This is a genomic window from Thalassoroseus sp. (assembly GCF_984380535.1).
This window is the reverse complement of the sequence record NZ_CFHRBF010000002.1, coordinates 535488-559216: the sequence shown is the minus strand read 5'-3', so window position 1 is coordinate 559216 and position 23729 is coordinate 535488. Positions and strand designations below refer to the sequence as shown.

Genomic DNA, 23729 nt, shown 5'->3' with positions numbered 1-23729 from the left:
TACCAAACTCAGTCACGAGTGTGAAGTATATACAGCGGGAGCACCGGAACCAAGATGCGGGTCGTTACCGATTCGTACCGAACCGCGAGCGTGGGAAATGGCGAGTCGGTTCTTGACGCGGCATGACCGGTTCTTCGAAGTGAATCGGTCGGATGGCGTTGATCTGTTCCGCCGGGGCTGGTTGTTGCAGTGGTTTCGGCGTAGTTCCCGGCTTAGGCATTGGCAAAGCCGGCGGCAAGAACGGGATGTCAGCTGGTTTGTCGGTCTCTTCGTTCAGTGGAGTGGGAGCCGGTGCCGGGGCCGTTGGCGAGTTCGGCATATCCACGCCCGGTTTTGGAACGGGTTGCAACCAGGTCCCGATCACTTCTGGCGGCAAGTCGTCGCAGACGTAACTTTCGGCAGTTGCGATCGCGAGGTCGAGTGGCTCGTCGATCCAATTATTGTTTTCGTCGACTCGCATCAATCCGAGTTCCCGCATCAATACCATCCGAGTGGCATAATGGTTGAGCCACACGGAAAGGAAGTTGTTCTGTGTGCTCCGCAAGTCGGAGAGGGCGGTCAGCAGGTTGAGTGCAGCAGTCGGGCCGAACCCACGGCTGGCAACGGCTCCATCGGGACCTGCCGGTGGGGCCGGTTGGCTCAAGATTTCCCGTGTTTGATCCACCCGGCGAATCGCAATTGCGACCGCACGGCGTTGAATCTCTAGGTTGATCTCAAGTTCGTTGAGTTGGCGTAACAGTTGCCGAAGCGTTTGATGGACGTTGTCCTCAAACTGAATCAACTGCCGACGCGACTGTTGGTACTCGATCAATTGCTGACGGAAGTTGTTCCGTTCGATCAGTCGCGTAAAGGGCGGATCGAATTCCAAGCCGGCTCGCAAGGTGCCGGTTTCGTCGCGGAATTTTACGGGGTTGTCGCCGCCGAGGGTTTGTAAGTCACCTTCGAAGCGTAGCGTGATATCCGATTTCAACGCGATTGCGTTAAACTCGATCAGTCGCCAGGTGTCGACGAGCGCCGCCCGGTTGTTCATCCAGTCCAAACGGTATCGACGGGCAATTTCTAATGCATTGTGCGGATCGAGCGTGACCGGCTCGACGGTGATGATCTCTAACCGCGCCCGGCCTTGAATGAGTGACAACTCACCGACGAGATTTTCCATGTCGGTAAAGATTTGCACGATTTCGTTGGTCGTTTGTTTGGTGCCGTTTCGTTCCAACTCTTCAGGCAGAGCTTCGAGTACTGCGTCCAACCGGGCGAGTTCCTTCTGCAGCGTTTGGAAGCTTTCACCGAGCCGCCGTCGATCGGCGTTGAACACTTTCTGTTCGGCAACGGTCATGGTGTTGAGTCGGGCTTCCGATTGGTTTTCGAGTTTCTCCAATTCCGCTCGGGTTTGGTCCACCAATGTTTCGACTTCGCCGACCAACTCGACCGCTCGACCGATAAACTCGTTGAGCGTGCGGTTTGTTGGTTCGTCCGCTACGTCGCCGAAGTCTCCCGCGAGTTCGGCTAACGCGTTTTGCAGTTCGATCATATCATCGCCGACGAACTGAAACGGCTGGAGCATTTTGTCATCGAGTTCGACCGGCGTGTCCGGCGGAAGCCCCAATGTGCCCGTGAGGAAGTTCTCGAGCGAATCCGTGTAGTTGTTCTGTGCTTGAAGCAGCGTAGCCCGTTCGGTCTCGATGCTTTGACGGAACTGGTCGACTTGGGCGATGTCGATTAGACCGGCATCCAAGGCGGCTTCGAGGAGTTCGAGCGTACCGAGCTGGGCTTCGAGACTTTGCTCACTGTTACGGATTTGTTGTAACTGTTGGAGCAGCCCAAGGAAGCCACCCAACGTGCCCGCTCCACCGCCTGCGAACCCGGTGGTTCCGCTACCGCCACCGGTTCCGCCGTTACCGCCGCCGAAACCGCGACCGAACCCGGTGGCATCGCCGACACCCCCGAACCCGCCACTCCCTTGGCCGGTAAACCCGGTCAGACCGGTGCCGCCGAAGAAGCCCCCACGTCGACTCGGACCACCCACGCCTGAGTTGCCGATGGCCAAGTCGGTGTAGAAGCCATGTCGATAGCGTTCCAACGCCCGCAAGTTGGCGAGGAGTGCCCGTTCGGCAATCGTCAACTGTTCCAATGCAAACGCTCGTCCGCCGTTTCTAAGTAACGGTTGAACCAAGCTGAAGTTGAGAATCGATGTGGTGAATCCGCGATTCGGACCGACGAACTCCCACACCGTCGAGTTAGCGAACCCAACCAACAATTGTCCGGCCGTTGAAAGTTGTCGTTGAGCACGCAAGCCGTTGTCGAGCGAAACTTGGTTGCTACCATCACGGGCCGGGGAGAATATCCCGCCGGTCCGTGGGGGGACAGAGTTGACCACATTCGATCGTTCTTCGCCGATCGAAGTGAACGCCGGATCGAAACTGCCGAAGAACTGGACGTCGAACCGAAAGCGTTCCGTGCTGACGTCTAACGCCGACAGATACACGGTTTCAAATTGCTGTTGATAGCTGGGCGAGTGGATCAACGCCAACTTGATGGCGTCTTCCAAAGCCAAGTGGACTTTGCCTTCGTCGGTGATTTTATTCGATGCCCGCAGCTCTTCTTTCCAGAAGGGGTTTTCCAAATCGGGGCGGTCGCCGAACTGATGCCAATACGGCCAGTGATGCATCCCATCGACGTGGTGCATGTACTTATGTGAAGTGGGGTCGTCCGGCGGCATGGGCGGTTCGACTTCGTCGTACACGTCGTAGTAGCGGCTGCGTGGATCGACTTCGATCGTGAACCCAGGCGAATCCCAACGCGGGTCGTTGTCTTTCTCGTGAATGAGACAATAGGCTTCGTCGTCGGCCTCCTGCCGATATTCGTAGCGGTTGCAACCCGAGGTGACGAACGACCCGAACAGTGTCGTCAACGCAAGCACTAATGTTCGTTTCGCTCGGAGATTTGTCATTTTTCGCCGCGCCCTTGGTTCGAAGTTGATCTGATGTGTAGCGCGAAATGCGATCTTCCACATCGACTGTTTCCTACGGATCGGTTCACCGGTTGGCGAAACTTTAACGGTCGTAACGGTTTAACGGGCAAGACATGAAGGCTTAGTGAAGCCGGCGAAGATAGGAAGTTTGCTCATGGCCTTTTCGTGGGCCGTCGAGTTCGCTACAGGAGAAATAGGTGGTTCGGTCATGGAATCGAGCGAAATTCTGAAGATCGTCGGATTGATCGGATTTCGTCTTGGTCGGGACCGCTTCAAAAAAGACACCATGCGTTCGCGCGGAACCCAACAACACCCAACGGAGAACGGCGTGCCAGAGCGAATTTTCTTTGATTTGCATTCCCATTTGCTTCCCGGTATCGATGACGGATGCGAACGCATCGAGGAAACCGTGGCCTGTTTGCGAGAACTTCAAGCGGCCGGGTTCGTCGGGTCGGTGTGTACTCCCCACGTCTGCGTGACGCAGTTTGCCGAGAACACACCCGCATTCATCGAGGAGCAACTTCAGCGGTGGCAATCAATTGTCGATCGCGAAGTGCCAGGGTATCAGCTCTGGACTGGTGGTGAGGTGCGGATTTCCGACCACTGCATTTCCGATTTGCAGCGACATGATGTGCCGACAATCGGACCTGGACGATGTGTGTTGATCGATTTTTTCGGTCGTCATTGGCCGGATTGCGGGTGGGAGACGATCGAATACTTGCAATCCGAAGGGTTTCAGCCTGTACTCGCTCACCCAGAACGGATGGAATTCGATGAAGCCGAATGGGACGCCGTCATCGATCGCTTGGAGTCGCTCGGCGTGTGGCTGCAAGGGAATTTGCGTTGTTTATCGGGGTACGAAGGTCGCACCGCTTTGGCTCGCGGGATGAATTTGCTCAAGGCCAAGCGTTATCGTGTGATCGCCACCGACTTGCACGGCACCCATGCACTCGATGAACGCTTGCGAGGCCTCAGCGCCGTCGAAGCGACCATCGGTGAGGACGGACTCATGCAACTATTGCACCATGGTCCGAAGGAAGTCCTGGGACTGTAGTAGCAGGATTGAGGGGACAGGAAATAGGAATCACGGCCAAAACCATGAATTTTCCTAAATCCCAACCCCTAATTCCTGCCCCCTAACTCTTCAAGAGTGACATTACTCGAACATCGGGCTGTCCGGGTTGCCTCGGGAGAGCAGATACGCGATCAAGTCGAGAGCTTCGTCTTCACTGAGCGTGTTGAGCAAGCCCTTGGGCATCATGGACGTGGTGGCCGGTTCCATGATCTCGATCTTCGTGCGATTCACTTCCTGCAAATCATTCGGGTTGAGCATGTCCGTGTTGACGCGGAAGGTATCGCCCGCCAGGTTCACGATTCGCCCGACAATGACGGTTCCGTCTTCCATCAGGAACTTCGTGGCCTGGTACTGATCGCTAACCGTTTTGCTCGGTTCGATGATCGATTCCAGCAAATCGCGTGGGTTAAACCGCCCGGAAACGGCAGTCAAGTCAGGACCGATTGCTCCGCCTTCGTTGTTGAATCGGTGACAGGAATAGCACTTCCCAGCGGCGAACATGGCCCGACCTTGAACAAAATCGCGTCCGGACAAACCGGCCTCGACTTTCGGCAATAATTCCGCGATCGTCCAGTCGCGTACGAATTCCCGAGGTTCGGCGGCGAGTTCCGGAACCGCTTCCGCTTTGGCTTCGAGAATCGGTTTCAGCTTCTTCTTGGTTTCCGGGTCCAACGCATCGACGGCGTCTTTCTTGATCGATTCCACGAACAGGTCGAAACTCGCACCACCTTTGAACTTCGACGCTTCAAGGAACCATTTGAAGTAACTCGTCGCCGACTCGGTCGTCCAACCGCTGTTGAGTTCCCGCAGTGTCTTCGCAATCGCGATTTGCTCCTCTTGAGTCGGAGCAGAGTGCAACAATGCGAGGGATGGCTCGACGATATCATCCGCTTCCAAATACGTCAGCAATTCCATGAGCTTCAAATTCAACGTCGGCGTTTTCGCGGGGAAATGCGGACGGAATCGGCTAATGAGTTGCTTGCGTGCAGGCATCGTCGGCGGACCAAGTCGGCTGAACGCAACTTCCAACACTCGCAATGTGTGAAGTTTTTGTCGCTGACTGAGCGCATCCCACTCCAAACGTTCCAACGATTTGAGCACCTCTTTCAAGGTCGACTTTGCATCATCGCTGAACGCGGCTCGCATTTTCGCGTCTTGTTTCGTCCAGGTCGGCGGGACCGTGTCCAATTCCGGCTCACGCCGGACGGCATCGGGACGACGATATTGTCGCACCAACGCCAACAACGCTTCCAATGATGTTTGAGTATCCGTCTCGCTAAGTGCTTTTTCCCGCCATTGTTCGAGCGGTTGTTGTTCGATCGCCACACGAGCGGCGTAACGCAAGAAACGGTCTTGGCTCTTGAGATTCGGCCAAGCCAGTTCGATCGCCTGGGGGTCTTGTTTCAGGTGATACGTTTCGAGATCCTTCCGCAACGCCCGGGCTTTCGCAGCACCTTTGGGAATCGCTGTCAATGTCTCAGTCGTTTTTTGCTTTTCGCCACCGACATAAGTCACGCGGTACAATCCCGACTGCACACGTCGACCACCGATGGTGAAGTACATCGCTCCGTCTTTGGGATTGACGACGATGTCCGTCAACGGCAGCGGCGTGCCGGTGATGAACTCTTCCAAAGTTCCCGTGTACGACGAACCCTGTGGTGTGAGGTGCACCGCGTAAAGTTTGCCGTAGCTCCAGTCGCAACAGAACAACGCATCTTGGTACTTCTGTGGGAATTTCGCGTCGTATCCAAAGGTCACGCCGGTGGGCGAACCCGGACCGATATCAACAACCGGGGGGACGCTGTCAGGGTAGTAAACCGGCCATTTGCCGGCCCCATTTCGCCAGCCGAACTCGGCACCACTCACAACGTGACATACCCGCGTCGGGCGGTACCACGGTGTGTTCATGTCCCATTCCATGTCCGCATCGTAGGCGAAGAGTTCGCCGTCTTTGTTGAAGGCGGCGTCGTATTGATTGCGGAAGCCGTTCGCGACCAATTCCCAATTTTTGCCATCAGGATCGATGCGGCAAATGAAACCACCTTGGGCCGGTGTGCCTTTCATGAAACCACGACCGTAAATCCGAGGCAGCAACAAGTCTTCATCCCACACTTCAGGCACGTGGGACGAATCGAGTTCGGGTTGCACCGTCTTGTTGCCGCAGACGACGTGCAGCGATTTTTTATCCGGTGACAGCAACACCGCATGCGGCCCGTGCTCGGCTCCGCCATCGAGGATTTTCAACGTTTCGAGCTTGTCGAGTTTGTCATCGCCGTCGGTATCACGAACTCGATACAACCCGCTGGCGTATTTTTGGCCACGATTGACCATCACGTACAAACTGTCGAACGCCCACAAAAGTCCCTGGGCTTCGCCGATTGGGACATCGATTTTTTCGATGGCGGTTTCTTGGCTGCCGTTGATACCTTTCGGTGTCACGCGGAACAGTCCGCCGTATTGATCGCTGACGATCAACCGGCCTTTGGGATCGGTACACAGACTGACCCACGAACCTTCTTTGTCTTTCGGGACCGAGTACAACAACTCGACTTGGAAACCGTCTTTGATTTTCAGCAGGTTGATCGGTGTCGCCTGTGGTTCGGCGGCGAGCAGCGTCGTCGCGAACAACGAGACGCAACCGATCCAACAAACTGTGAGCCAACGAAAGTGGCGTGGCATTCGAATCTCCCCTCGGATGCAATGATGTGAAGCATGAAAATTCGCCGACGAAAATCGCCCAGCGATGTGGTGTGTGATCCCTAAGAATCGTCTTCCAAGCGAGGTCGGTCAACCCAACGACAGAATCGGTTAACTTGTTCCTGCCGCACGACACGACTACAACGCAAGTAGCAAACACGGAAGAAACGACAATCTTCAGCGAAGTAGGCAGTCATGAGTTATCAACCAATCGAGAATTACGGCATCGTCGGCAACATGCGGACGGCGGCTTTGGTGGGCGTGAATGGTTCGATCGATTGGTACTGCTTCCCGTACTTCGATTCCCCCAGCATCTTTGCGAAACTTCTGGACAACGAAAAAGGCGGCTGTTTCTGGATCGCCCCCGTCAACGACGGCCACAACACGAAACAACTGTATTGGCCCGATACCAACGTGTTGGTCACCCGGTTTTTGTCACCCGAAGGAGTCGGCGAACTTCAAGACTTCATGCCCGTGGGAGCGGCTGACGTCGATGATCGGCACGACGAACTCGTCAGGCGGGTCCGAGTGTCGCGTGGAGAGATGGAATTCGAAATTCTTTGCGAGCCGGCTTTCGACTACGCACGTGGCACACACAAAACGATTCTTCTCGAAGAATGTGGAGCCGTGTTCGAAACGGAAAAACTGACGATGGGGTTGTCCACCAATGTCGAACTCAAGGCGACCGACAAAGGGGGAGTCCGCGGACGGTTTCGGCTGAAACAGGGTGAGGAAGTGACCTTCATCTTCCGACCGATCGAAGCCGGGGAATCGCTGGCGGATTGCCCGAGCGGACAGCGTGCCGAGCAAATGTTCGAACGCACCGTCAATTACTGGCGACACTGGCTGTCGAAATCGAACTACAAAGGCCGCTGGCGGGATATCATGAACCGGGCGGTATTGACGTTGAAACTTCTCACGTTCGAACCCACCGGCGCCATGGTGGCTGCTCCGACGTGTAGTTTACCGGAAGAAATCGGCGGCGTGCGGAACTGGGACTATCGCTATTGTTGGATTCGTGATGCCGCGTTCACTGTCTACGCCTTTCTGCGGCTCGGGTTCACCGAGGAAGCGAAAGGTTTCATGGAGTGGCTGCGTGAACGCTATCGACATACTGACGACGAAGGCCCGTTGCAAATCGTCTACGGACTCGACGGGCGAACCGATCTAACCGAGACAACGCTCGACCACTTAGACGGGTATCGCCAATCGAAACCGGTTCGGATCGGCAACGGGGCGCATTCGCAGTTGCAACTCGATATCTACGGTGAGATGCTCGATTCGGTTTACCTCTATAATAAGTACGCCGAACCCATTTCCTACGATGCCTGGTGCGATTTGCGGTATATGCTCGATTGGCTCTGTGAGAATTGGCATCGTAAAGACGAAGGAATTTGGGAAGTCCGCAGTGGACGACAGCACTTTGTGTATTCGAAGTTGATGTGTTGGGTCGCGATGGATCGGGGATTGCGCCTCGCCGACAAACGCTCGCTACCGGCGGATCAAGTTCACTGGCGAACTGTGAGGAACACCATTTACGAGGAGATTCTGACACGCGGTTGGAATCCGAAGCTGCGATCCTTCGTGCAACATTACGAAAGTGATTGTCTCGATGCTTCGAATTTGATCATGCCGTTGGTGTTCTTTATGGCTCCGAACGATCCGAAAATGTTGGATACCCTCGATGCGATCAATCGGCCGCCGCACGAAGGTGGTTTGGTCTCTGACGGAATGGTTTACCGCTACGACGCCGAGCGATCGCCGGACGGCCTTGAAGGCGGCGAGGGCACGTTCAACATGTGTTCGTTCTGGCTGGTGGAAGCACTCACGCGAGCCGGACAAACACACCCTGAGAAACTCGAAGAAGCTCGGCTACTTTTCGAACGTATGCTGGGATATGCGAACCATCTCGGTTTGTATGCCGAGGAAACCGGCTCCAGCGGCGAAGCCTTGGGCAATTTTCCGCAGGCGTTTACGCATCTTGCGTTAATCAGTGCCGGTTTTAACCTCGACCGTGCGTTGGGCGGAAAAGATTAAGCCGACGGGCCGAATTGCCAGTTAAGGTCGAGCTTGTTTCATCCGAAGAATACTTTCCCGGCAGCCGATCAAACTGGTAACGAGAGAGCGTTCCGTTATGTCCTACGTGATTCAAAGTGAACTGAGCTTCGAAGAATTAAAGAAATATTTGTGTCGCGTGGGGTTCGAGAAACCGGCCCGAATCAATAATGCCCTGGCGTTTCATCACACCGAGTCGGGCACGGTGATCGCGTTGGCTGCACCGGAAAACGATGACAAAGTTCGATCGGCCGACCTCGTCACGGTTTCTATGCGACTGAAGACGCTCGGCGTCGTCGAAGACGCCGAGATCGTGCCTTTCAATTCCGGCCAACTTCCGGACGCTGCCTGAGATCCATCACTTTCCGATGACATCGTCGGTGGTGAAACTCGCGAACTGAATGCGGTCGTAGATTTTTCCGCCGGGCTTGTCGGATTCAAACACGACGCCAAAGGAATTCGGAGCGAGTTTGACCATGTCGCTGTAAGCGGCCGGTCCCGCGTAGATCAATGGGCCGTCTTGCCAGGATTTCGCTTCGTCGGTGCTAAAACGAATTCGCATGTCGCTGCGGCCTTTGCCGGTCGGTCCGTTTTCATCAGGGCCAGAGAACAGGATGAGATTGCGTTCGTCACCGTCGGCTTTGCAAGCGGCTCGCAAGAGCGCACATTGCACGACGGGCGGGTCGATCGGATCGAGCACGGGCGTGAACGGCGAATGCTTGGCATCCGCCATTGTCACGAACGATTCCCCGCCATCACGACTCACGGCACCGCCACGTGTTCCCGGTGCAGAGCCATGTTGATCGCGAGTGTTGAAGTACAGATCGCCATTGTCGAGTTCGACGACGGTGGTCTCGTTGGAGTTTAAGCCGTCCTCGTAGCTATCATCGATGGCTCCCAGTTTCCACGTTTCGCCGTGATCATCGCTGTAAACGACTTGCACGCCGTTGACGCCGCGATCTTGCCCCGGCTTGCCAATGCGATGATCTGCCGGGACCACCAATCGGCCTTTGTGCGGTCCGCGTTGGAGTTGAATCGCATGCACCGGACCGGGCGCGTACCAACCCCAACTGTCGAGTTTCACGTCTTTCGTGATTTCCCGTCGCTTCGCCCAAGTTTCACCGTGATCGTCGCTGTAGGTCACAAAGACGCGATCGTTCTCGAGCGTGAAGGGCAACCAAATCCGACCGGCGTGTTTGGGATCCATCAAGTCAACAACCGGGCAGGGGTTGCCGATGGTAATGGCGACTTTTGTGTTCTCGGGGAACAGCTCGCGGAAGTCGTCGCTTTCTTGCACGACTTGCAGCGGACCCCAAGTCTTGCCGTCGTCGGACGAGCGTTTCATCACCAGATCGATCTCGCTCGCATCACCACCAACACGAGCCTCGCAAAAGACGAGCACGTCCCCATTCGCCGCTTTGATCATCGCCGGAATGCGGTACACGTTGTAGCCATCTCGACCGGATTCAAAAACCGGAACCGCGGGGAATTCCTTAGCCTGGACCGTTCCTGTTGCGAACACGAATAAACCCAGCCAAACAGCCAAACGTTGCCAGTGATCCATGTCGAATACTTTCAATTTGTCGAGCGTCGAATTTACTTGTTGGTCAGCAAATAGTCGCTAAGTCGTTCAAGGTTCGTGCTGAAGACTTCGCTGGAGAGATAGTAAAATCCCTTGGCGAATTTGTTGTCTCCGATGTATTTCTGACCATCAGACACGCTGACCCATCGACCAAAGTCGTCAAGATCTTCCAAAATTCGCTGCACATCGTCTTGGCTGACCTCACGGGGTTTGTTCAAGCGACTCGGTTTCCACTCGCGTCCGGCAAGTTTGGCATATTCCTGGCGAAACCAGGGCAATTTCGATCGCGTTTTCCAACCGTAATGGTCCGGGAGATTCGAATCGTCGTAGGTCAGCGAATACACCTTGCCCTGCCGCTGCATATAGAGCGGTTTGTTTGTTTGCAGTTCGTAGTAGCGTGCGAGTTGGCCATCGGGTAACAGCGAGCGTTCGAGGTAATCGAGGGCGTCCGGAATCGGTTTGAGGTACTTGCGATCCCCCGTGACGCGGTAGATTAGCATCAGCGTTTTAATGGTTTCTTGGGATTCATCGCCCGAGATTCCCGGCGGTTCGAATTTGCGTGCCCATACGGGAATCATGTCGTAATTATATTGCTGAGCCCATGCAGGTTGCGGCTTCGGCATTTGGGCGAGAACCAGGAAGTCACCAAGTTTTTTGAGAGCGTGCAGATACTTCTCGTCCTCATAAACTTCGTGGGCGGCAATCAGCGTGTCGGCGACGGTCCCAGGGACGTTGTCGTTAAGGGTGTAGAGATTCCAATAGTCTTTGATTCGGCCTTCGGTCCGCCATTCGTAGTCAGGGAACTGGGGTTTGACAATCGGCGGATCGGGCTGGGGTTCGCCTTGCCAAACTTGTGGAAATGCACCATTCGGGAATTGGGCGGCGAGTAACGCGTTCAATCCGAATTCTGTCGCCTCGTGGATTCGTTGATCTTTGAATTGGAGAGCTTCATCCATGCGGATGAGAAACCGCAAGGCGGTCGCGGTTTGGCCGTCATCGAGTGACGATGTGTTCCGCCCGCGACCACGCCCGTTGCGATACTGCGACACTCGGCCACCTTGCGGATCGAAGTCGATGCAATTCGTCCATCCGCCGGATTTCACTTGGCCGTAAACCAAAGCGTTCGCCGCATCGCGAGCGGCTTCCAAGAAGTATTGATCGCCGGTGGCTTGATACGCCTTGAGATACGCCAGCCCAACGGTCGGGGTGCCGGGGGGTTGCACCCAGATTTGGTCCTTCGTCGCTTCGCCTTCGCCCCACCGGCGGTCCAAGTTGATGTCGTAAAAATACACGTAGCCGCCATGCGTGGCGACATCCTCCCAATAAAATCTCGTCGCTTCCCGCATTGCTTCAGTGACGGTCTCGGTCGTCAATTCTTGAGCCGAGGCAACTGTTGGTTGGCCCGACAGAAGGAAACCAAACAGCAAAAGCGCACTGTGAAAGCGCATCATGACAACACCCTCAATACAAGAAAGCCAACAGGAAGGAATCAGTGTGTGCGAACGCGAGGTGGGATTCAAGTCGCGTCGAGAAACTGTCCCACTCGACTTTCGACGATGTCGAGACTCTTGTTCCAGAAGTCCGGAGCGGTCAGGTCGTAACCGAAGGTCGACTGCACGGCGTCTTCGGTGTTTTGGGAACCGGTTGCGATCAGAAGTTGCCGATACCGTTCGGGAAACTCGTCACCGATTTCGTCTCGCAACGCGTAAATTCCCAGCGAGAGTAAATAGCCGAAGGTGTAAGGGAAGTTGTAGAACGGCAAACCGGAGATGTAGAAATGCAGCTTCGAAACCCAGAACTGCGGGTTCCAACCGTCATCCGCGAGGGCGTCGGAATAGGCGGTTTTTTGCGCGGCTTTCATGAGTTCCGAAAGCCGTTCGGCTGGCACTTCACCGCCGGCACGTTCCTTGTGGAAGGCATCTTCGAACAAGAATCGACAATGGATATTCATTAGAAACGCGACTGCATCGGAGAGCATGTTATCCAAGATCAACGCGCGGTCAGAGTCGCTTTCGCTGCGTTTGAGCCGTTGCTCACCGAGTACGGCTTCGGCGAATGTGGACGCCGTTTCCGCGAGGTTCATCGGATAATGCCGCAGCATCCAAGGTCGTTCTTTCAGGACCCAACTGTGGTAAGCGTGTCCAAGTTCATGAGCCAACGTCGACATACTGTCGGCGGAATTCGTGAAGGTCATGAAGATCCGCGACTGCTTGTGTGTCGGGAAACTCGTGCAGAATCCGCCTTGGCGTTTGCCAGCGCGGTTCTCGGCTTCAATCCAACCGTCCTTCAGCGCCATCTCCGCGAATTCACCGAAGTCCGGGCTGAACCCGTGAAAAGTATCGACCACAGTTTGACACGCCGTTTCCCAATTCAACTCAGCACTCGACCCGGTTCCGGTGGGCAGGGGAGCGGCAACGTCGTACCAGGCGAGACGATCAATTCCCAGCAATTGGGCTTTGCGTTGGAGGTAAGAAACCAACATCGACTTGCGGGCGGAAATCGTGGCCCACATGGTGTCGAGTGTTTCACGTTTCAGGCGGTTGTAACGCAGCGGGGCATCGAGGTGATCTTGCAAACCGAGTCGACGGTAGAGCGTGAGCCGAGTGCCGCTAATGTGATTCAAACAATCTGCACAGGTATCCGCGAGTGTGCTCCAAGCTTTGTCGCTGGCGTAAAAATTGTTCTCGCGGACGGCTCGCTGCGGGGAATCGGTTTGGACTTGGCTGACGGATTTTTCCACCAATTCGCCTTTTTCCATGACCTGCACACGCAGTTCACCGGAAAGCCGATCGTACAATCGCCCCCAGGCGTGAATGCCATCGACGCCCAAATCGGCAGCGAGTAACTCCTGTTCCTTCGGCAACCGCAGCACGGCGTTGTTGCGGGCGTCTTCGAGGGCAAATTGAATTTCTGTCAGCCATTCGTCGCCCTGCACGAGAGCAGTATAGTCGTCGTCGCTGGCGTTCTTCAGTCCGAATTCCAGGTTCGTGGCAATCGTCTCCCGCAGTGGTGCCAGCGAGGCGAGTTGTGCTTCATACCGCTGAAACAACTTGTTGCCCGCATCACCGGCGGCGTGACAACCGACAAAATGATCGAGACTCGTCATCCGCATTGCGGTGGCTTCGTAGCTGGTCAGAAAATCCCGCCAGGTCGAAACGACATGGGCGTCTCCGCTCGGTTCCGGCAACGCCCCCGATTGCTTTGCAAGAGATTCCAACTCCGATTTGACGGCTTCCACCTGCTCTCGAAATTCGTCGGTTTCCGGGTGGGGCAACAGGGAATTGAGATCCCATTGAATCGGGTAGGTCATGATGGTTTCTGATCAGGTCCAATATTCGCGGCGATATTTAATAATGCGATCGAGTGCGGGTTTCGGGCCGCCGTCAGGCCGGACCAAACCGGCATTGGCAAAATCGTGCGGGGCAGCATCGGTAATGTGCGTCCAATAAATCCCCACGACGACTTGCTTGCTCATAAGCATGGGAAGGAAGTTCTCGACAAAGTCGGCCTGCATGCGGTCGCTCCAGGCAGAGGCACCACCCGCACCGTCCAAACGCTGATTCTGTCTCGAAAATTCATCCGGCTGCACGCTCGATGGGAAGGCCAACGTCACACGCAACGGAATTTGCAGGCAACTCCATAAGTCGATCAGTTGAGAGAAATCGAGCAAATCCCGGCGGGTACAACCACGCGGTTGATAACCGATGGCCACTTCCAAATTCACCCCGGAAAGTCCAACGCCGGATCGAACCAAAGCATCCACGAACTGCAACGGACTGAAGCGGTGCTTGCCCTTGGCTTGGTACGCTCCCCATGGTTGATCGACGCGAATCATCAGTTGATTGTCTTGATCGACCTGGCTAGCGATTTCCAATGTGCGGGCAGTGAGAGACAACCGATCTTCTTCAGACAACGCCAACGCTCCGCCAGTGTTGGCCCGAGCGGCCACTTCCCAAAAGCGGATGCGACCGGCATAACGCGTGATAGCCGTCTCGACAAAATCGCTGATGAAACTCTGGAGGTTCAAAACCTCGTGCTGCCATTGCCAAAGCCAATCCGGAAGACCTTCCGGTGAAAGATCCAGCAGAGGCCCCGCGGTCATCAAGAGACGGTTTTTCTCGCACCATTCCACTTGGGCGTCATTGGTTTCCCACTGATAATTGCCTTCGTCGGGCTCGATAAATCGCCACTCGATCGGAACTAAAGCGGCATTGAAGGCGCTGACGAACGAATCTTCCCACTCCGGGTTTGGTGCGGCGTGGCCGAGTCCACAACCGAGAGACGCCGGCAGATGCGTCGTGCGTGCCCGCCGAACCGCGAGTCGCTGAGCAATATACGATTTCGAAAGAATATCCGCGGCTTGAAACGTGGTTTCCAACGATTGCCGGGCAACTTCACTGGCCCGTTCCGGTTCCGCTTGAATCGCAACCGCTTCCGCTAGAAGCTCGTGAGATTGTTTCGACAACGCCTGAAAATCATCAGGAACATCCATTCCCGCGAAGTTCCAGGCGGCGAGTTGGTCGCGAAGTTGAGCGAGTTTTCCCCGCGCGAGTTCCACCAGCAACAGGTAAGGCTCTTCCCGTTCTGGAAGGGAAGACGTGCTGGCCATCGGGCGTCCGAACCCCTCGATCGGCAATGCCACGTGCAACTTGCCACTATCGGAGTTCTGACGCCGGCACGCAATGATGTTGCCTTCGATCTCAACACGCGTGGGGTGTACCCGACCGTCGAAGCCACGCACATATGCACGTCGGAGTTCGGGCCAGTTGTCGAGTTGATCCACAGAGTGGATCGCGAACCGCATCACTCCCATCCGGCGTCCCCGGTGGCTTTCCTGACAGATTTAGTAAAATATCAACACGTCGTTATCGCGGGTCAGTGTAATGCCGCATTTCGAAATCTTCAACAATCCGCCCAGCATCCGTCAAGCATAGGTGTGGTGCGGCGATCCCATTTTCAATTCCCAACGGCGGGAAACAAAAATTCAGCGTCATGATGTTGTCATCCGACAGATGGTGCGTTATGACGAATTGACGAAGCAGTGTGCGGGTCGGCATCTGGATTCTCAAGCGCCTTTGGGAGTTGAATCATGTTCAGGGATGACACAACCCGTCCGCTCGTCGCGGAAACGAACCCGATTTCCGAGCCGGACGATCGAGTGACTCGAACTTGGGTGCTGTTGGTGTGCGGATTGTTAGTCCTGCTGCCGACAGCCTGGTCGGTGTCAGGGGCTCGCACAATTCCGTTTACCGGCGTGGGAGTCGGCGGTCTTGTACCACCCGAGGTGACGGTACTCAGTGTGTTGACCAAGCCGGGGGAAGTGTTGCAGTCCGATATGCCGGTTCTTGTCGTTGAGACGCCGACGGGCGAAGAATTGCCATATGTCTCGCCGGTCGACAATCTCAAAGTTGCCGCCGTGCATATCGAATCCGAACAGACGCTGCGACTTGAAGAACCAGTGTTGACGGTGCGTGATCCCTACCACCGCGATGAATTTGGCTACCGCCTCTTGATGACTGCTGTCGTCTGGCTGATCAGTTTGCCGTTGAGCGTCTTTGCGTTGATGTTGTTGGCCCGGGGACTCGATACAGACTTCTCGAACATTCGCGTGGGGATTCACCGCACGGTGGCGTTTCTCGGTTGGGCCGTTGCCTGCAGTATGATGCTGTGGTTCAATCGCGTTCCGATCGTGGTCATCGGCGACCTTGGTGATGTGGGCATCCTGCTGTGGCTGGGTATCGTCGTGGTGTTGCTATTAATTCAGCTATGGGTCTTCAGTGCGTTGTTCCGTCTCGAATGGTTTGAGACGCTCATTGGCACCTTGGCCGTGCTGTGTTTGACGTCGGTGGTTTGGAAAACTGTCGACGTGGGAACAGCATGGATCCAAACGTCGTTGGTCCAGAACGAAACTGCTGTATCAATGAATCAGCACGAACTCCGCGGAATTCAAGAAGGCCCAGAAGATGTCTTGTAGGGCTTCGATTTTCGCTTGGTTACGATTGGTCGATTGAGCCATTCGGCTTCGCAACATTTTGCGAGCGGCTGCCATCTCCCGGGGAAGGGGTTCACGGGAAAGTGCGGCTAAACACAACTGGCGGATTTTCTCCGCATCGCTGGACGAACTCGTAACGATGTCCCGGAACGAAGTTCCGCCGTCAATGCTGAGTGCCCGATCGACGAGTTCGCTGTTCATCAGCATGAGCGCCTGCGGAATTGTGCCGTTGAAGTTGGTTGCTTCATCGTTTTCTTCGGTGTCAAAGGTGGTTACGAATGGTTGCAACCATTCCCGTCGTTGGCGTTCGATGTCTTCCCAACTTTCACTACCGACATAGTGGGCCTTCGTCGCAACCAGCAGCGAATCGTATAACTGTTCGGCGGTCATCGGTCGCACTGGCATACGATGGAAAAGACGTTCGTCGAGTTCGTCCGCCGTCGCTTCCGGATCGTTGTTGGAACGAGAACGCAATTCCGACGACAATTGATATGCTTCAGACAAGCAAATCCAACGGATCAATTGCTTCACATCGTATCCGCTAGCGACGAACTCCGCAGCCAGTCGATCGAGCAATTGCGGATGCGTCGGTGGGTTGTGCGGTCCCATGTCGTCGACGGGGTTCGTGAATCCAACACCGAAGAAGTGCGACCACATGCGGTTGACCATCGCGCGGGCCACTTGCGGACGATCGCCGCTGGTCATCAAACGAGCCAACTGTTCTCGACGATTAATGACGGCATCATCACTCACGGACACACCGGCGAATTTGGGATACGCCGCCTGCATCACACCGCGACGGTTCTCGAATAGCGTCGGCCCGCCAACCGGTCGCGAGACTAACGCATCTTGGATCACCGTTTGACCGGTTCGCCGATCCCGCACACGTTTCGATTCGATTTCCGTCTGCTTGAAGAAACTGTTGAGTTCCCAAAATTGATTCTGGTCTGCGTCGTTGATCGGATGTGCGTGACACTGCGTGCATTGCACCTGCGAGCAGAGGAACAATCGCGCGGTGATCGCCGTCGCGGGAACAGCTTCGTTGTTCAAGTGAGCCAACAAAAACCCGGTGGCTCCGTTTTCGTTTGGTGTCCCCTCGGCGGAGACCAATTCCGCGACCACTTCACTCCATGGCCGATTGGAGGCGAAACTCCGACGCAAAAACTGATGAAGAGCTTCACGATGGACCGGTCGTTCGGTCGATCGCCCGACAAGCAAGTTCGTCCACACGGTGGAAAAGTGACGCACATAGTCCGGCTCGTCCAAAAGTGCGTTGACAAGTCGTTCGCGTTTGTCCGGCCGTCGGTCAGCGAGAAACTCCTCGACAACAACCGCTGGCGGAATATGGCCGGCTAAATCCAAATGCACCCGGCGAACCCACTCGGCGTCATCGGCTCGGTCCGTGGGAACCACCTCTGCCGTTTGCCAGCCTTGACGAATCTGACCATCCACAAACGCCACCATTTCCGACGTCGAAAATCCGGTGGGTCCATTCGAACTCGGGCCCGGCGATTTCACGTGCGGAGATTTCTCTGCGACGGCTGCGATGCGTTCCGCGGGCTGCGGTTTGGGTTGTTCGGGTTTGTCCGTCGCAAGTCGAATCGGTTCCATGACGCGGTTTGGCCGGCGTCGATTCTCCGTCGATTCTTCCGGAGGATCAACGACCACCACATTGTTCGGTTGCGGCGAACGACCTCTTTCCGGATCGAGTACAACTTCGGCCGGCGAGAAAACCATTCGGTTCAGCACGATACCAATTGCGATCGCCGCACAGATTGCGACTGTCGTCGTTGCGATTCGTCGCCAATCTCGACGGGACGGAACTGCAACGGAATTGGGCAGCGGTTCGGACAAATCAATTGCCGGCAGGTCCGCCGCCGAACCGGTATCCCAGTGCAGGGCACCGTGCAGGTGGATGTAATCCAGGTACAATCGAGACGCCGCTGGGTCGGATAGCACCAACTGTTCGAGCCGTTCGCATTCGGCGTCGCTCAGCCGGTCTTCGCAGAGCCGTTCGAGCAGCGTGAGTAATTCGTTGTGTTTCGGGGATTCATTGTTCTTCATGAGGGGCGTTCCGTCGACAGTTGTCGATTGATGCACTCCATGAGCGTACGGCGAATGCGACCGAGCGATTGGTAAATCGAATTCACAGGACGATCGAGTTGTTCAGCGACATCCTGGCCGCTGTGACCGGTCGAGTAGCGATGACGAATCAATTCGCGGTCGGCTGCTCTCAATTTTTGTAAACAGTTCAGTAATGCCATTCGGCGAGCTTCGAGCTGGTCGGTATCTTCCATGGCTTCTTCAGCGATGTGTCTGACAAATTCATCGCTAAACCGGTGCCGGTCATGGTGTTGTCGTTCTCGCGACTTAAGCACTTCGAAGTGAGCGATCTTACCTGCCCATGCAAGAAAGTTGCTGCCCATGTCGAATTGCCGAAACTTCCGCCAAATGACGATGTTGGTTTCTTGGAGGATTTCTTCCGCCTCCACCGGGTTTGGGCATTGAGCCAAAATGAACAAGTACAACCGCCGTTGGTTGCGTGTGAATAGCTGGACGAACTCCTCCGGCACGGGAGCGTCCGGTGTTCCACCCGTTGATGATGCTTCGGAGGTCTTCGTCATCAATTGCAAAGGTCCCAAAAACTAAGCCGCCGACATGCCGGCGGCTTAGTGAGAGAGAGAAACACACAGATTTGGTCTAGCTGATCAATTCCGGAATCGGAGCAGCACCATTGGCGATTCGCATCGGGCGACCGCGTTTGCTGGTGAAGACCGTGTCGAGCGGGATGCCCAACGCGTGAGCCACCGTAGCCCAGACATCGCCGGGTTGGTAGCTCTTGCCGACCACTCGCACACCGTCGGCATCGGTTTCACCGACTGCTTGACCATTGTTGAGACCACCACCACCAATCATCACACTCCAGCTAGCCGCCCAGTGATCGCGACCGACGTTTTGGTTAATCCGTGGCGTCCGTCCGAACTCACCCATCCAGACCAAGACAACGTCATCGAGCATGCCACGTTGTTTGAGGTCGTTCGTTAGGGCGGCGATCCCTTGGTCCAAGACCGGTAGGCGTTGATCCCGTAGGGTGTTGAACACGTCATTGTGCAAGTCCCATCCACCAAGGCTGACCTCGATGAACGGCACACCAGTTTCCACCAAACGACGAGCCATCAACAAACCCCGGCCGAAGTTGTTGTTGCCGTAGGCTGCAACGGTTTCCGGCGATTCGTCAGCGGTTTTGAACGCCTTCATCTGATCGCTAGTCATCAGGTTCACCGCCTTTTGATACACTTCGCGGTGTGCCTTCGGCGTGTCGCCCCGATCGGAATTGATAAAGTTGGTTTCAACAACATCGAGCATGCTCAGACGCGAGCGGAGACGTTGTTCGGACAAACCGCCCATGTCGGAGTTACGAATGTTGCCGTTGGAGTCGACGACGAATGGAGCGTGAGCCATGCCCAAGAAACCAGGACCGTTGCTGGCTCCACCGATCGACACAAACGCGGGGATTTCGAGTTCCGGACGTTGCTTGCTGAGTTCGTGACTCACCACCGAACCGAACGTCGGGTGCGTGACAGTCGGGTTAGGCACGTAAGCGGTGTGCATGTAATAGCGACCGCGACCGTGATCCGCTTCACGGGTACTCATCGAACGAACGATCGAGAGATTATCCATCACCTTGGCGGTGTTGGGCATGTGTTCGCTGATCTGCACGCCAGGAGCGGCAGTCTGAATCGGCTTGAATTCTCCACCGTTCTTCGAACCGGGTTTGAGGTCCCAAATGTCGATCGTTGGCGGACCGCCACCCATCCACATCAGAATACAGGCTTTTTGCTTTTTCTTGACTTCAGCCGCATTCGCTTGCAAGTGCGAAAGGAACTGCATCGTTGGGATCGTCGTCGCGGCTGTCGCCAAGTGTTGCATAAAGTGACGACGATTCATGCCGCGTGGGATATTCAAATTCATCAAGATCTCCAAGGGTGGTTAGTGGTTCGTTGTGGGTTGTGTTTTCGTAGGGTGCGTCGCGACGCACCCTACGAATCTAGTGATTTAAAATAAACTCGTTGCTGTTGAGCAAAGCCCAGAACACGTCTTGGAAGGCGTCGAGTTGGCTTGTGTAACCGCGGGTGACAATGTTGAACTTCGAAAGTTCCGTTCGTGTCGGTTTGCGGCCGAGTGTGGCTTGGTACAGCGTGTTGAGTTTCTTCGAGGCACTACCCGGGCCGGTGAGTACCGTATGCAAGTAGCTACCGGGTTGGCAGTTGATCGCATTGCGGATCAATTCGCTGTTCATCATCATCAAAGCTTGAGGAATGGTGCCGTTGAACTGGGTGACTTCGTCGGCTTCATCGGTATCGAAAGCGATGACGAACTGCTGCATCCAGCGTTGACGTTCTTGCTCGGCAGAGTCCCAACTGGTGCGTCCGCTCTTGTGAGCTTCGGTCGAAATGATCAGCGAATCGTACAACTGCTCTGGTGAGAATACCTTGATATACATGTGACTGAATAGCGGGATTTCACCGGCAGATGGGTTGTCGATGTCGTTCGTTTTGTTGAACTGACTTGTCAGGTTGTAGGCCTCGCTGTTGGCGATCCAGCGGATGAGTTGTTTCACATCGTAACCGCTTTTGATGAACTCATCGGCCAGTCGATCGAGCAGTTCCGGGTGGCTCGCGGGGTTGTGCGGTCCCATGTCGTCGACAGGGCGGGTGAACCCGTAGCCGAAGAACTGACCCCACATCCGGTTAACCATCGCCTTGGCGACCCACGGTTGATCGCCTTGCGACATCAACTCCGCGAGTTTCTGACGACGATCCATTTGCAGGTCGGTCTGGGCTTCGTCGATGGTTTCATCAAAGAACTTTGGATAAGCAACTTCCAGCACACCGCTACGTTTTTCATAAGTGACGTAGGGTTTCATCAAGTTGGTTTGAACCAACTCGGAATAGTCGTCGACCATTCGCCCGGTGCGTTCGTCGTAACGCTCGTGATCTTCACGCTTCATCTGGCGGAAGAAACTGTTGAACTCCCAGAACTGGCTTTGTTGCCAATCGTTGAACGGGTGATTGTGACACTGCGTGCATTGCACCTGAATCCCCATGAACAACCGAGTGGTCTTCGCGGTGGCTTGCACACCTTCATCAGGCATTTGCATTTGGGCGAGTAAGTAATTGACTGCACCGTTGCGTTCGAAGTGGCCGGTCGCGGAGACGAGATCGTAAACGATTTCGTTCCAAGGTCGGTTCTTGGTGAACGATTCGCGGAAGAACTTCCGCATTCCCAGACGACTCACGCGATCAGGTGTTTGACGACCAATCGTGAGGTTTGTCCAGATGTTCGTCCAGTTACGAACGTAGTCGGGGGAATCCAAGAGTTCGTCGATCAGTTTCAATCGCTTGGCCTTGTCATCGTTCTCGATGAACTTTTCGACTTCTTCGGCCGGGGGAATATGACCGACGATGTCGAGATACACTCGGCGAACCCATTCCGCATCGTCAGCGACTGCTGAGGCGGAAATTTCGTTATCGGTCCATCCTTGCCGAATGCGGGAGTTGATGTACTCGACAATTGCGTCCGACGAACCGGTCGTAAACTCCCGATCCGAATCGGCCGCCGAGATCGTTCCGATCGGCCAGCATACACACGCAAAAGCCAGGCATCTCACCCAGACAGTTCCCATACTTCGTTCTCCTCTTTTCGATCGATGCAAATATGTTGCTCTACCAGTTAACCCATGCCGTACAAAAAACCTGCGTCGCCAATTTTGACAGTTCCGTCGAAACAGATCATTGCGCAGACGTTAACGCGTTATAAATTATACACTTACGATTTTTGCTTTCGCCAGAAAAAATTTCCGTCTCAGCGAGCGAAACCAATGATCACCGGCGGCGATTTGCCAGAAGACGACGGACCTGACAAGATAACGCCTGTTCCATATTCTTCGTGACCTCGATAATCCTTTCAAACAGGTTCCTATGACGACGATCGACCTCTCCAACCGTACTGCAGTCGTAACCGGCGGAGCTAGCGGTATTGGTAAAGCGACCGCGATTTTACTGGCGAAGCACGGTGCGCGGGTCTTCATCGGTGACTATCGTCTCGATTCTGCGAATGATGTACTGTTTCAAGAACTCGGCATCCAGCAGCAAGAATGCGATGTCCGGGATATCACCGCGATTGCCCGGCTTGTCGATGGTGCCGCCGAGCAGACCGGCCGGTTGGACATTTTGGTCAACAACGCCGGGATCGCGATGGTCAAGCCGATTCACGATGTCAGTGAAGAGGATTGGGATAACTGTCTCGACACGAACCTGAAAGCCGCGTTCTTCGGTTGTAAAGTCGCCATTCCGCATATGAAAGACGGCGGAGCCATCGTCAACACCGCCAGTAACGCCGGTTTACTTCCTCGAGCGCATGATCCGGTCTATTCGATCAGCAAAATGTCCTTGGTCGCGTTGACGAAGAGTTTGGCGTTGTGTCATGCTGGAGATCGCATCCGCATCAACTGTGTCTGCCCTGGTCCAGTGGGAGATACAGGCATGGTCAATGCGGACTTGGACAAGGCCGCCGATCGCGAGGCAGAAGCGAAAAAGTTCATCGGAGCCAGCCCATTGGCGGCCGCTTATGATCGGATGATTTCGCCAGAGGAGATTGCCGAATCGATTTTGTATCTTGTGAGTGATGCCAGTGTGATGGTCACTGGGACGGCCCTCGCCATCGACGGCGGCAAGTCGCTCGGCGTACCGCCGAAGTAATGTCGAGGAAGCCGGTGTCAGGCATCCATCAAGAGGAATGCCGAGAATATCGACGTAAACGACAGCTGCTCGTTTCTGAAATCTTGAACAATCCAAATCGAAACTCATGTGATTGTTGTTAGAATTGTGAATCTCACACAGAACCAATGAAGAAGGAGTCTTTCAATGGCTACCCAAACTCCCGACCAACTTCAGGGCAAGACTTGCAAACCCTGTGAAGGCGGCGTCGAGAAGCTCACGCCCCAACAGGCCAAAGAGCAAATCATTGAATTGGCCGGTTGGAAGTTGACACGTGATGGCAATTGGATCGAAAAGAAGTGGGCGTTCGACAACTTCCAGCAATGCCTGAACTTCCTGAATCACATCGGCGAAGTCGCGGAAACCGAACAACACCACCCCGACTTGCACTTGGAAGGCTATAAAACCGTCAGAGTGGAAATCTCCACCCACGCCATCGGTGGCCTCTCCGAAAACGATTTTATCCTCGCCGCGAAAATCGACGGCATTGATGTGAAGAGCTTGTAACGACCGTAGGTCAGGCTGTGCCTGACAACTTCAACGTCATCACAACGTCCTTCCGTCAGGCACAGCCTGAC

Annotated in this window: 16 protein-coding genes; 6 read left to right on the top strand and 10 right to left on the bottom strand. The window is 55.1% G+C overall.

Going from position 1 to position 23729, the window contains the following annotated elements:
- Window positions 1-64: 64 nt before the first annotated feature.
- Window positions 65-2950 (bottom strand): TolC family protein, encoded by a 2886-nt coding sequence (locus AC5DDB_RS04555; protein WP_491738492.1) that lies wholly within the window; start codon window positions 2948-2950, stop codon window positions 65-67.
- Window positions 2951-3125: 175 nt separating this feature from the next.
- Between AC5DDB_RS04555 and AC5DDB_RS04550 the strand changes: the two genes are divergently transcribed.
- Window positions 3126-4025, top strand: coding sequence for a CpsB/CapC family capsule biosynthesis tyrosine phosphatase (locus tag AC5DDB_RS04550; RefSeq protein WP_491738491.1), 900 nt, complete (start codon window positions 3126-3128; stop codon window positions 4023-4025).
- Window positions 4026-4127: 102 nt separating this feature from the next.
- On the opposite strand, the gene AC5DDB_RS04545 is transcribed toward AC5DDB_RS04550, so the two are convergent.
- A complete protein-coding gene (locus tag AC5DDB_RS04545) occupies window positions 4128-6725 on the bottom strand; it encodes a heme-binding protein (protein ID WP_491738490.1) in 2598 nt (865 codons plus the stop codon).
- 213 nt (window positions 6726-6938) lie between these two features.
- On the opposite strand from AC5DDB_RS04545, the gene AC5DDB_RS04540 reads away from it, so the two are divergent.
- Window positions 6939-8780: a glycoside hydrolase family 15 protein gene (locus tag AC5DDB_RS04540; protein ID WP_491738489.1), complete on the top strand. Its 1842-nt coding sequence runs from the start codon at window positions 6939-6941 to the stop codon at window positions 8778-8780.
- A gap of 97 nt (window positions 8781-8877) precedes the next feature.
- Window positions 8878-9150 (top strand): hypothetical protein, encoded by a 273-nt coding sequence (locus AC5DDB_RS04535; protein WP_491738488.1) that lies wholly within the window; start codon window positions 8878-8880, stop codon window positions 9148-9150.
- Between the two features lie 6 nt (window positions 9151-9156).
- On the opposite strand, the gene AC5DDB_RS04530 is transcribed toward AC5DDB_RS04535, so the two are convergent.
- The 4 genes from AC5DDB_RS04530 to AC5DDB_RS04515 all read right to left on the bottom strand — a co-directional run bounded on the left by AC5DDB_RS04530 (window position 9157) and on the right by AC5DDB_RS04515 (window position 15184).
- Window positions 9157-10362 carry a sialidase family protein gene (locus AC5DDB_RS04530; RefSeq protein ID WP_491738487.1) on the bottom strand — a complete coding sequence of 402 codons (1206 nt, stop codon included), beginning with the start codon at window positions 10360-10362 and terminating at the stop codon, window positions 9157-9159.
- Between the two features lie 32 nt (window positions 10363-10394).
- Entirely contained in the window at window positions 10395-11831 is a 1437-nt protein-coding gene (locus AC5DDB_RS04525) for a pectate lyase (protein WP_491738486.1), read from the bottom strand.
- Between the two features lie 65 nt (window positions 11832-11896).
- The gene (locus tag AC5DDB_RS04520) at window positions 11897-13690 is read right to left on the bottom strand and encodes a M3 family oligoendopeptidase (RefSeq protein ID WP_491738485.1); all 1794 of its coding nucleotides are present in this window, start codon (window positions 13688-13690) and stop codon (window positions 11897-11899) included.
- A gap of 12 nt (window positions 13691-13702) precedes the next feature.
- Complete coding sequence (locus AC5DDB_RS04515; RefSeq protein ID WP_491738484.1) at window positions 13703-15184, bottom strand: endo-1,4-beta-xylanase; 1482 nt, start codon at window positions 15182-15184, stop codon at window positions 13703-13705.
- A 285-nt stretch (window positions 15185-15469) separates the two neighbouring features.
- On the opposite strand from AC5DDB_RS04515, the gene AC5DDB_RS04510 reads away from it, so the two are divergent.
- Complete coding sequence (locus AC5DDB_RS04510) at window positions 15470-16354, top strand: hypothetical protein (RefSeq protein WP_491738483.1); 885 nt, start codon at window positions 15470-15472, stop codon at window positions 16352-16354.
- Here the strand turns inward: AC5DDB_RS04510 and AC5DDB_RS04505 are convergent.
- The 4 genes from AC5DDB_RS04505 to AC5DDB_RS04490 all read right to left on the bottom strand — a co-directional run bounded on the left by AC5DDB_RS04505 (window position 16298) and on the right by AC5DDB_RS04490 (window position 22058).
- Entirely contained in the window at window positions 16298-18436 is a 2139-nt protein-coding gene (locus AC5DDB_RS04505; protein ID WP_491738482.1) for a DUF1553 domain-containing protein, read from the bottom strand. The genes AC5DDB_RS04510 and AC5DDB_RS04505 overlap by 57 nt on opposite strands.
- Window positions 18433-18996: a sigma-70 family RNA polymerase sigma factor gene (locus AC5DDB_RS04500; RefSeq protein WP_491738481.1), complete on the bottom strand. Its 564-nt coding sequence runs from the start codon at window positions 18994-18996 to the stop codon at window positions 18433-18435. The genes AC5DDB_RS04505 and AC5DDB_RS04500 overlap by 4 nt, the downstream gene beginning before the upstream one ends.
- A 76-nt stretch (window positions 18997-19072) precedes the next feature.
- A complete protein-coding gene (locus tag AC5DDB_RS04495; RefSeq protein WP_491738480.1) occupies window positions 19073-20344 on the bottom strand; it encodes a DUF1501 domain-containing protein in 1272 nt (423 codons plus the stop codon).
- 76 nt (window positions 20345-20420) lie between these two features.
- The gene (locus tag AC5DDB_RS04490) at window positions 20421-22058 is read right to left on the bottom strand and encodes a DUF1549 domain-containing protein (RefSeq protein ID WP_491738479.1); all 1638 of its coding nucleotides are present in this window, start codon (window positions 22056-22058) and stop codon (window positions 20421-20423) included.
- A gap of 295 nt (window positions 22059-22353) precedes the next feature.
- Between AC5DDB_RS04490 and AC5DDB_RS04485 the strand changes: the two genes are divergently transcribed.
- Window positions 22354-23133, top strand: coding sequence for an SDR family NAD(P)-dependent oxidoreductase (locus AC5DDB_RS04485; RefSeq protein WP_491738478.1), 780 nt, complete (start codon window positions 22354-22356; stop codon window positions 23131-23133).
- A 165-nt stretch (window positions 23134-23298) separates the two neighbouring features.
- On the top strand, window positions 23299-23658 hold the full coding sequence (locus AC5DDB_RS04480; RefSeq protein WP_491738477.1) for a 4a-hydroxytetrahydrobiopterin dehydratase: 360 nt from the start codon (window positions 23299-23301) through the stop codon (window positions 23656-23658).
- Window positions 23659-23729 lie beyond the last annotated feature (71 nt).

What these genes read in the sequence shown, in the direction of transcription:
- AC5DDB_RS04555 (WP_491738492.1), bottom strand. Translation starts at nt 2,950, where the DNA reads ATGACAAATCTCCGAGCGAAACGAACATTAGTGCTTGCGTTGACGACA.
- AC5DDB_RS04550 (WP_491738491.1), top strand. Translation starts at nt 3,126, where the DNA reads ATGGCCTTTTCGTGGGCCGTCGAGTTCGCTACAGGAGAAATAGGTGGT.
- AC5DDB_RS04545 (WP_491738490.1), bottom strand. Translation starts at nt 6,725, where the DNA reads ATGCCACGCCACTTTCGTTGGCTCACAGTTTGTTGGATCGGTTGCGTC.
- AC5DDB_RS04540 (WP_491738489.1), top strand. Translation starts at nt 6,939, where the DNA reads ATGAGTTATCAACCAATCGAGAATTACGGCATCGTCGGCAACATGCGG.
- AC5DDB_RS04535 (WP_491738488.1), top strand. Translation starts at nt 8,878, where the DNA reads ATGTCCTACGTGATTCAAAGTGAACTGAGCTTCGAAGAATTAAAGAAA.
- AC5DDB_RS04530 (WP_491738487.1), bottom strand. Translation starts at nt 10,362, where the DNA reads ATGGATCACTGGCAACGTTTGGCTGTTTGGCTGGGTTTATTCGTGTTC.
- AC5DDB_RS04525 (WP_491738486.1), bottom strand. Translation starts at nt 11,831, where the DNA reads ATGATGCGCTTTCACAGTGCGCTTTTGCTGTTTGGTTTCCTTCTGTCG.
- AC5DDB_RS04520 (WP_491738485.1), bottom strand. Translation starts at nt 13,690, where the DNA reads ATGACCTACCCGATTCAATGGGATCTCAATTCCCTGTTGCCCCACCCG.
- AC5DDB_RS04515 (WP_491738484.1), bottom strand. Translation starts at nt 15,184, where the DNA reads ATGCGGTTCGCGATCCACTCTGTGGATCAACTCGACAACTGGCCCGAA.
- AC5DDB_RS04510 (WP_491738483.1), top strand. Translation starts at nt 15,470, where the DNA reads ATGTTCAGGGATGACACAACCCGTCCGCTCGTCGCGGAAACGAACCCG.
- AC5DDB_RS04505 (WP_491738482.1), bottom strand. Translation starts at nt 18,436, where the DNA reads ATGAAGAACAATGAATCCCCGAAACACAACGAATTACTCACGCTGCTC.
- AC5DDB_RS04500 (WP_491738481.1), bottom strand. Translation starts at nt 18,996, where the DNA reads ATGACGAAGACCTCCGAAGCATCATCAACGGGTGGAACACCGGACGCT.
- AC5DDB_RS04495 (WP_491738480.1), bottom strand. Translation starts at nt 20,344, where the DNA reads ATGAATTTGAATATCCCACGCGGCATGAATCGTCGTCACTTTATGCAA.
- AC5DDB_RS04490 (WP_491738479.1), bottom strand. Translation starts at nt 22,058, where the DNA reads ATGGGAACTGTCTGGGTGAGATGCCTGGCTTTTGCGTGTGTATGCTGG.
- AC5DDB_RS04485 (WP_491738478.1), top strand. Translation starts at nt 22,354, where the DNA reads ATGACGACGATCGACCTCTCCAACCGTACTGCAGTCGTAACCGGCGGA.
- AC5DDB_RS04480 (WP_491738477.1), top strand. Translation starts at nt 23,299, where the DNA reads ATGGCTACCCAAACTCCCGACCAACTTCAGGGCAAGACTTGCAAACCC.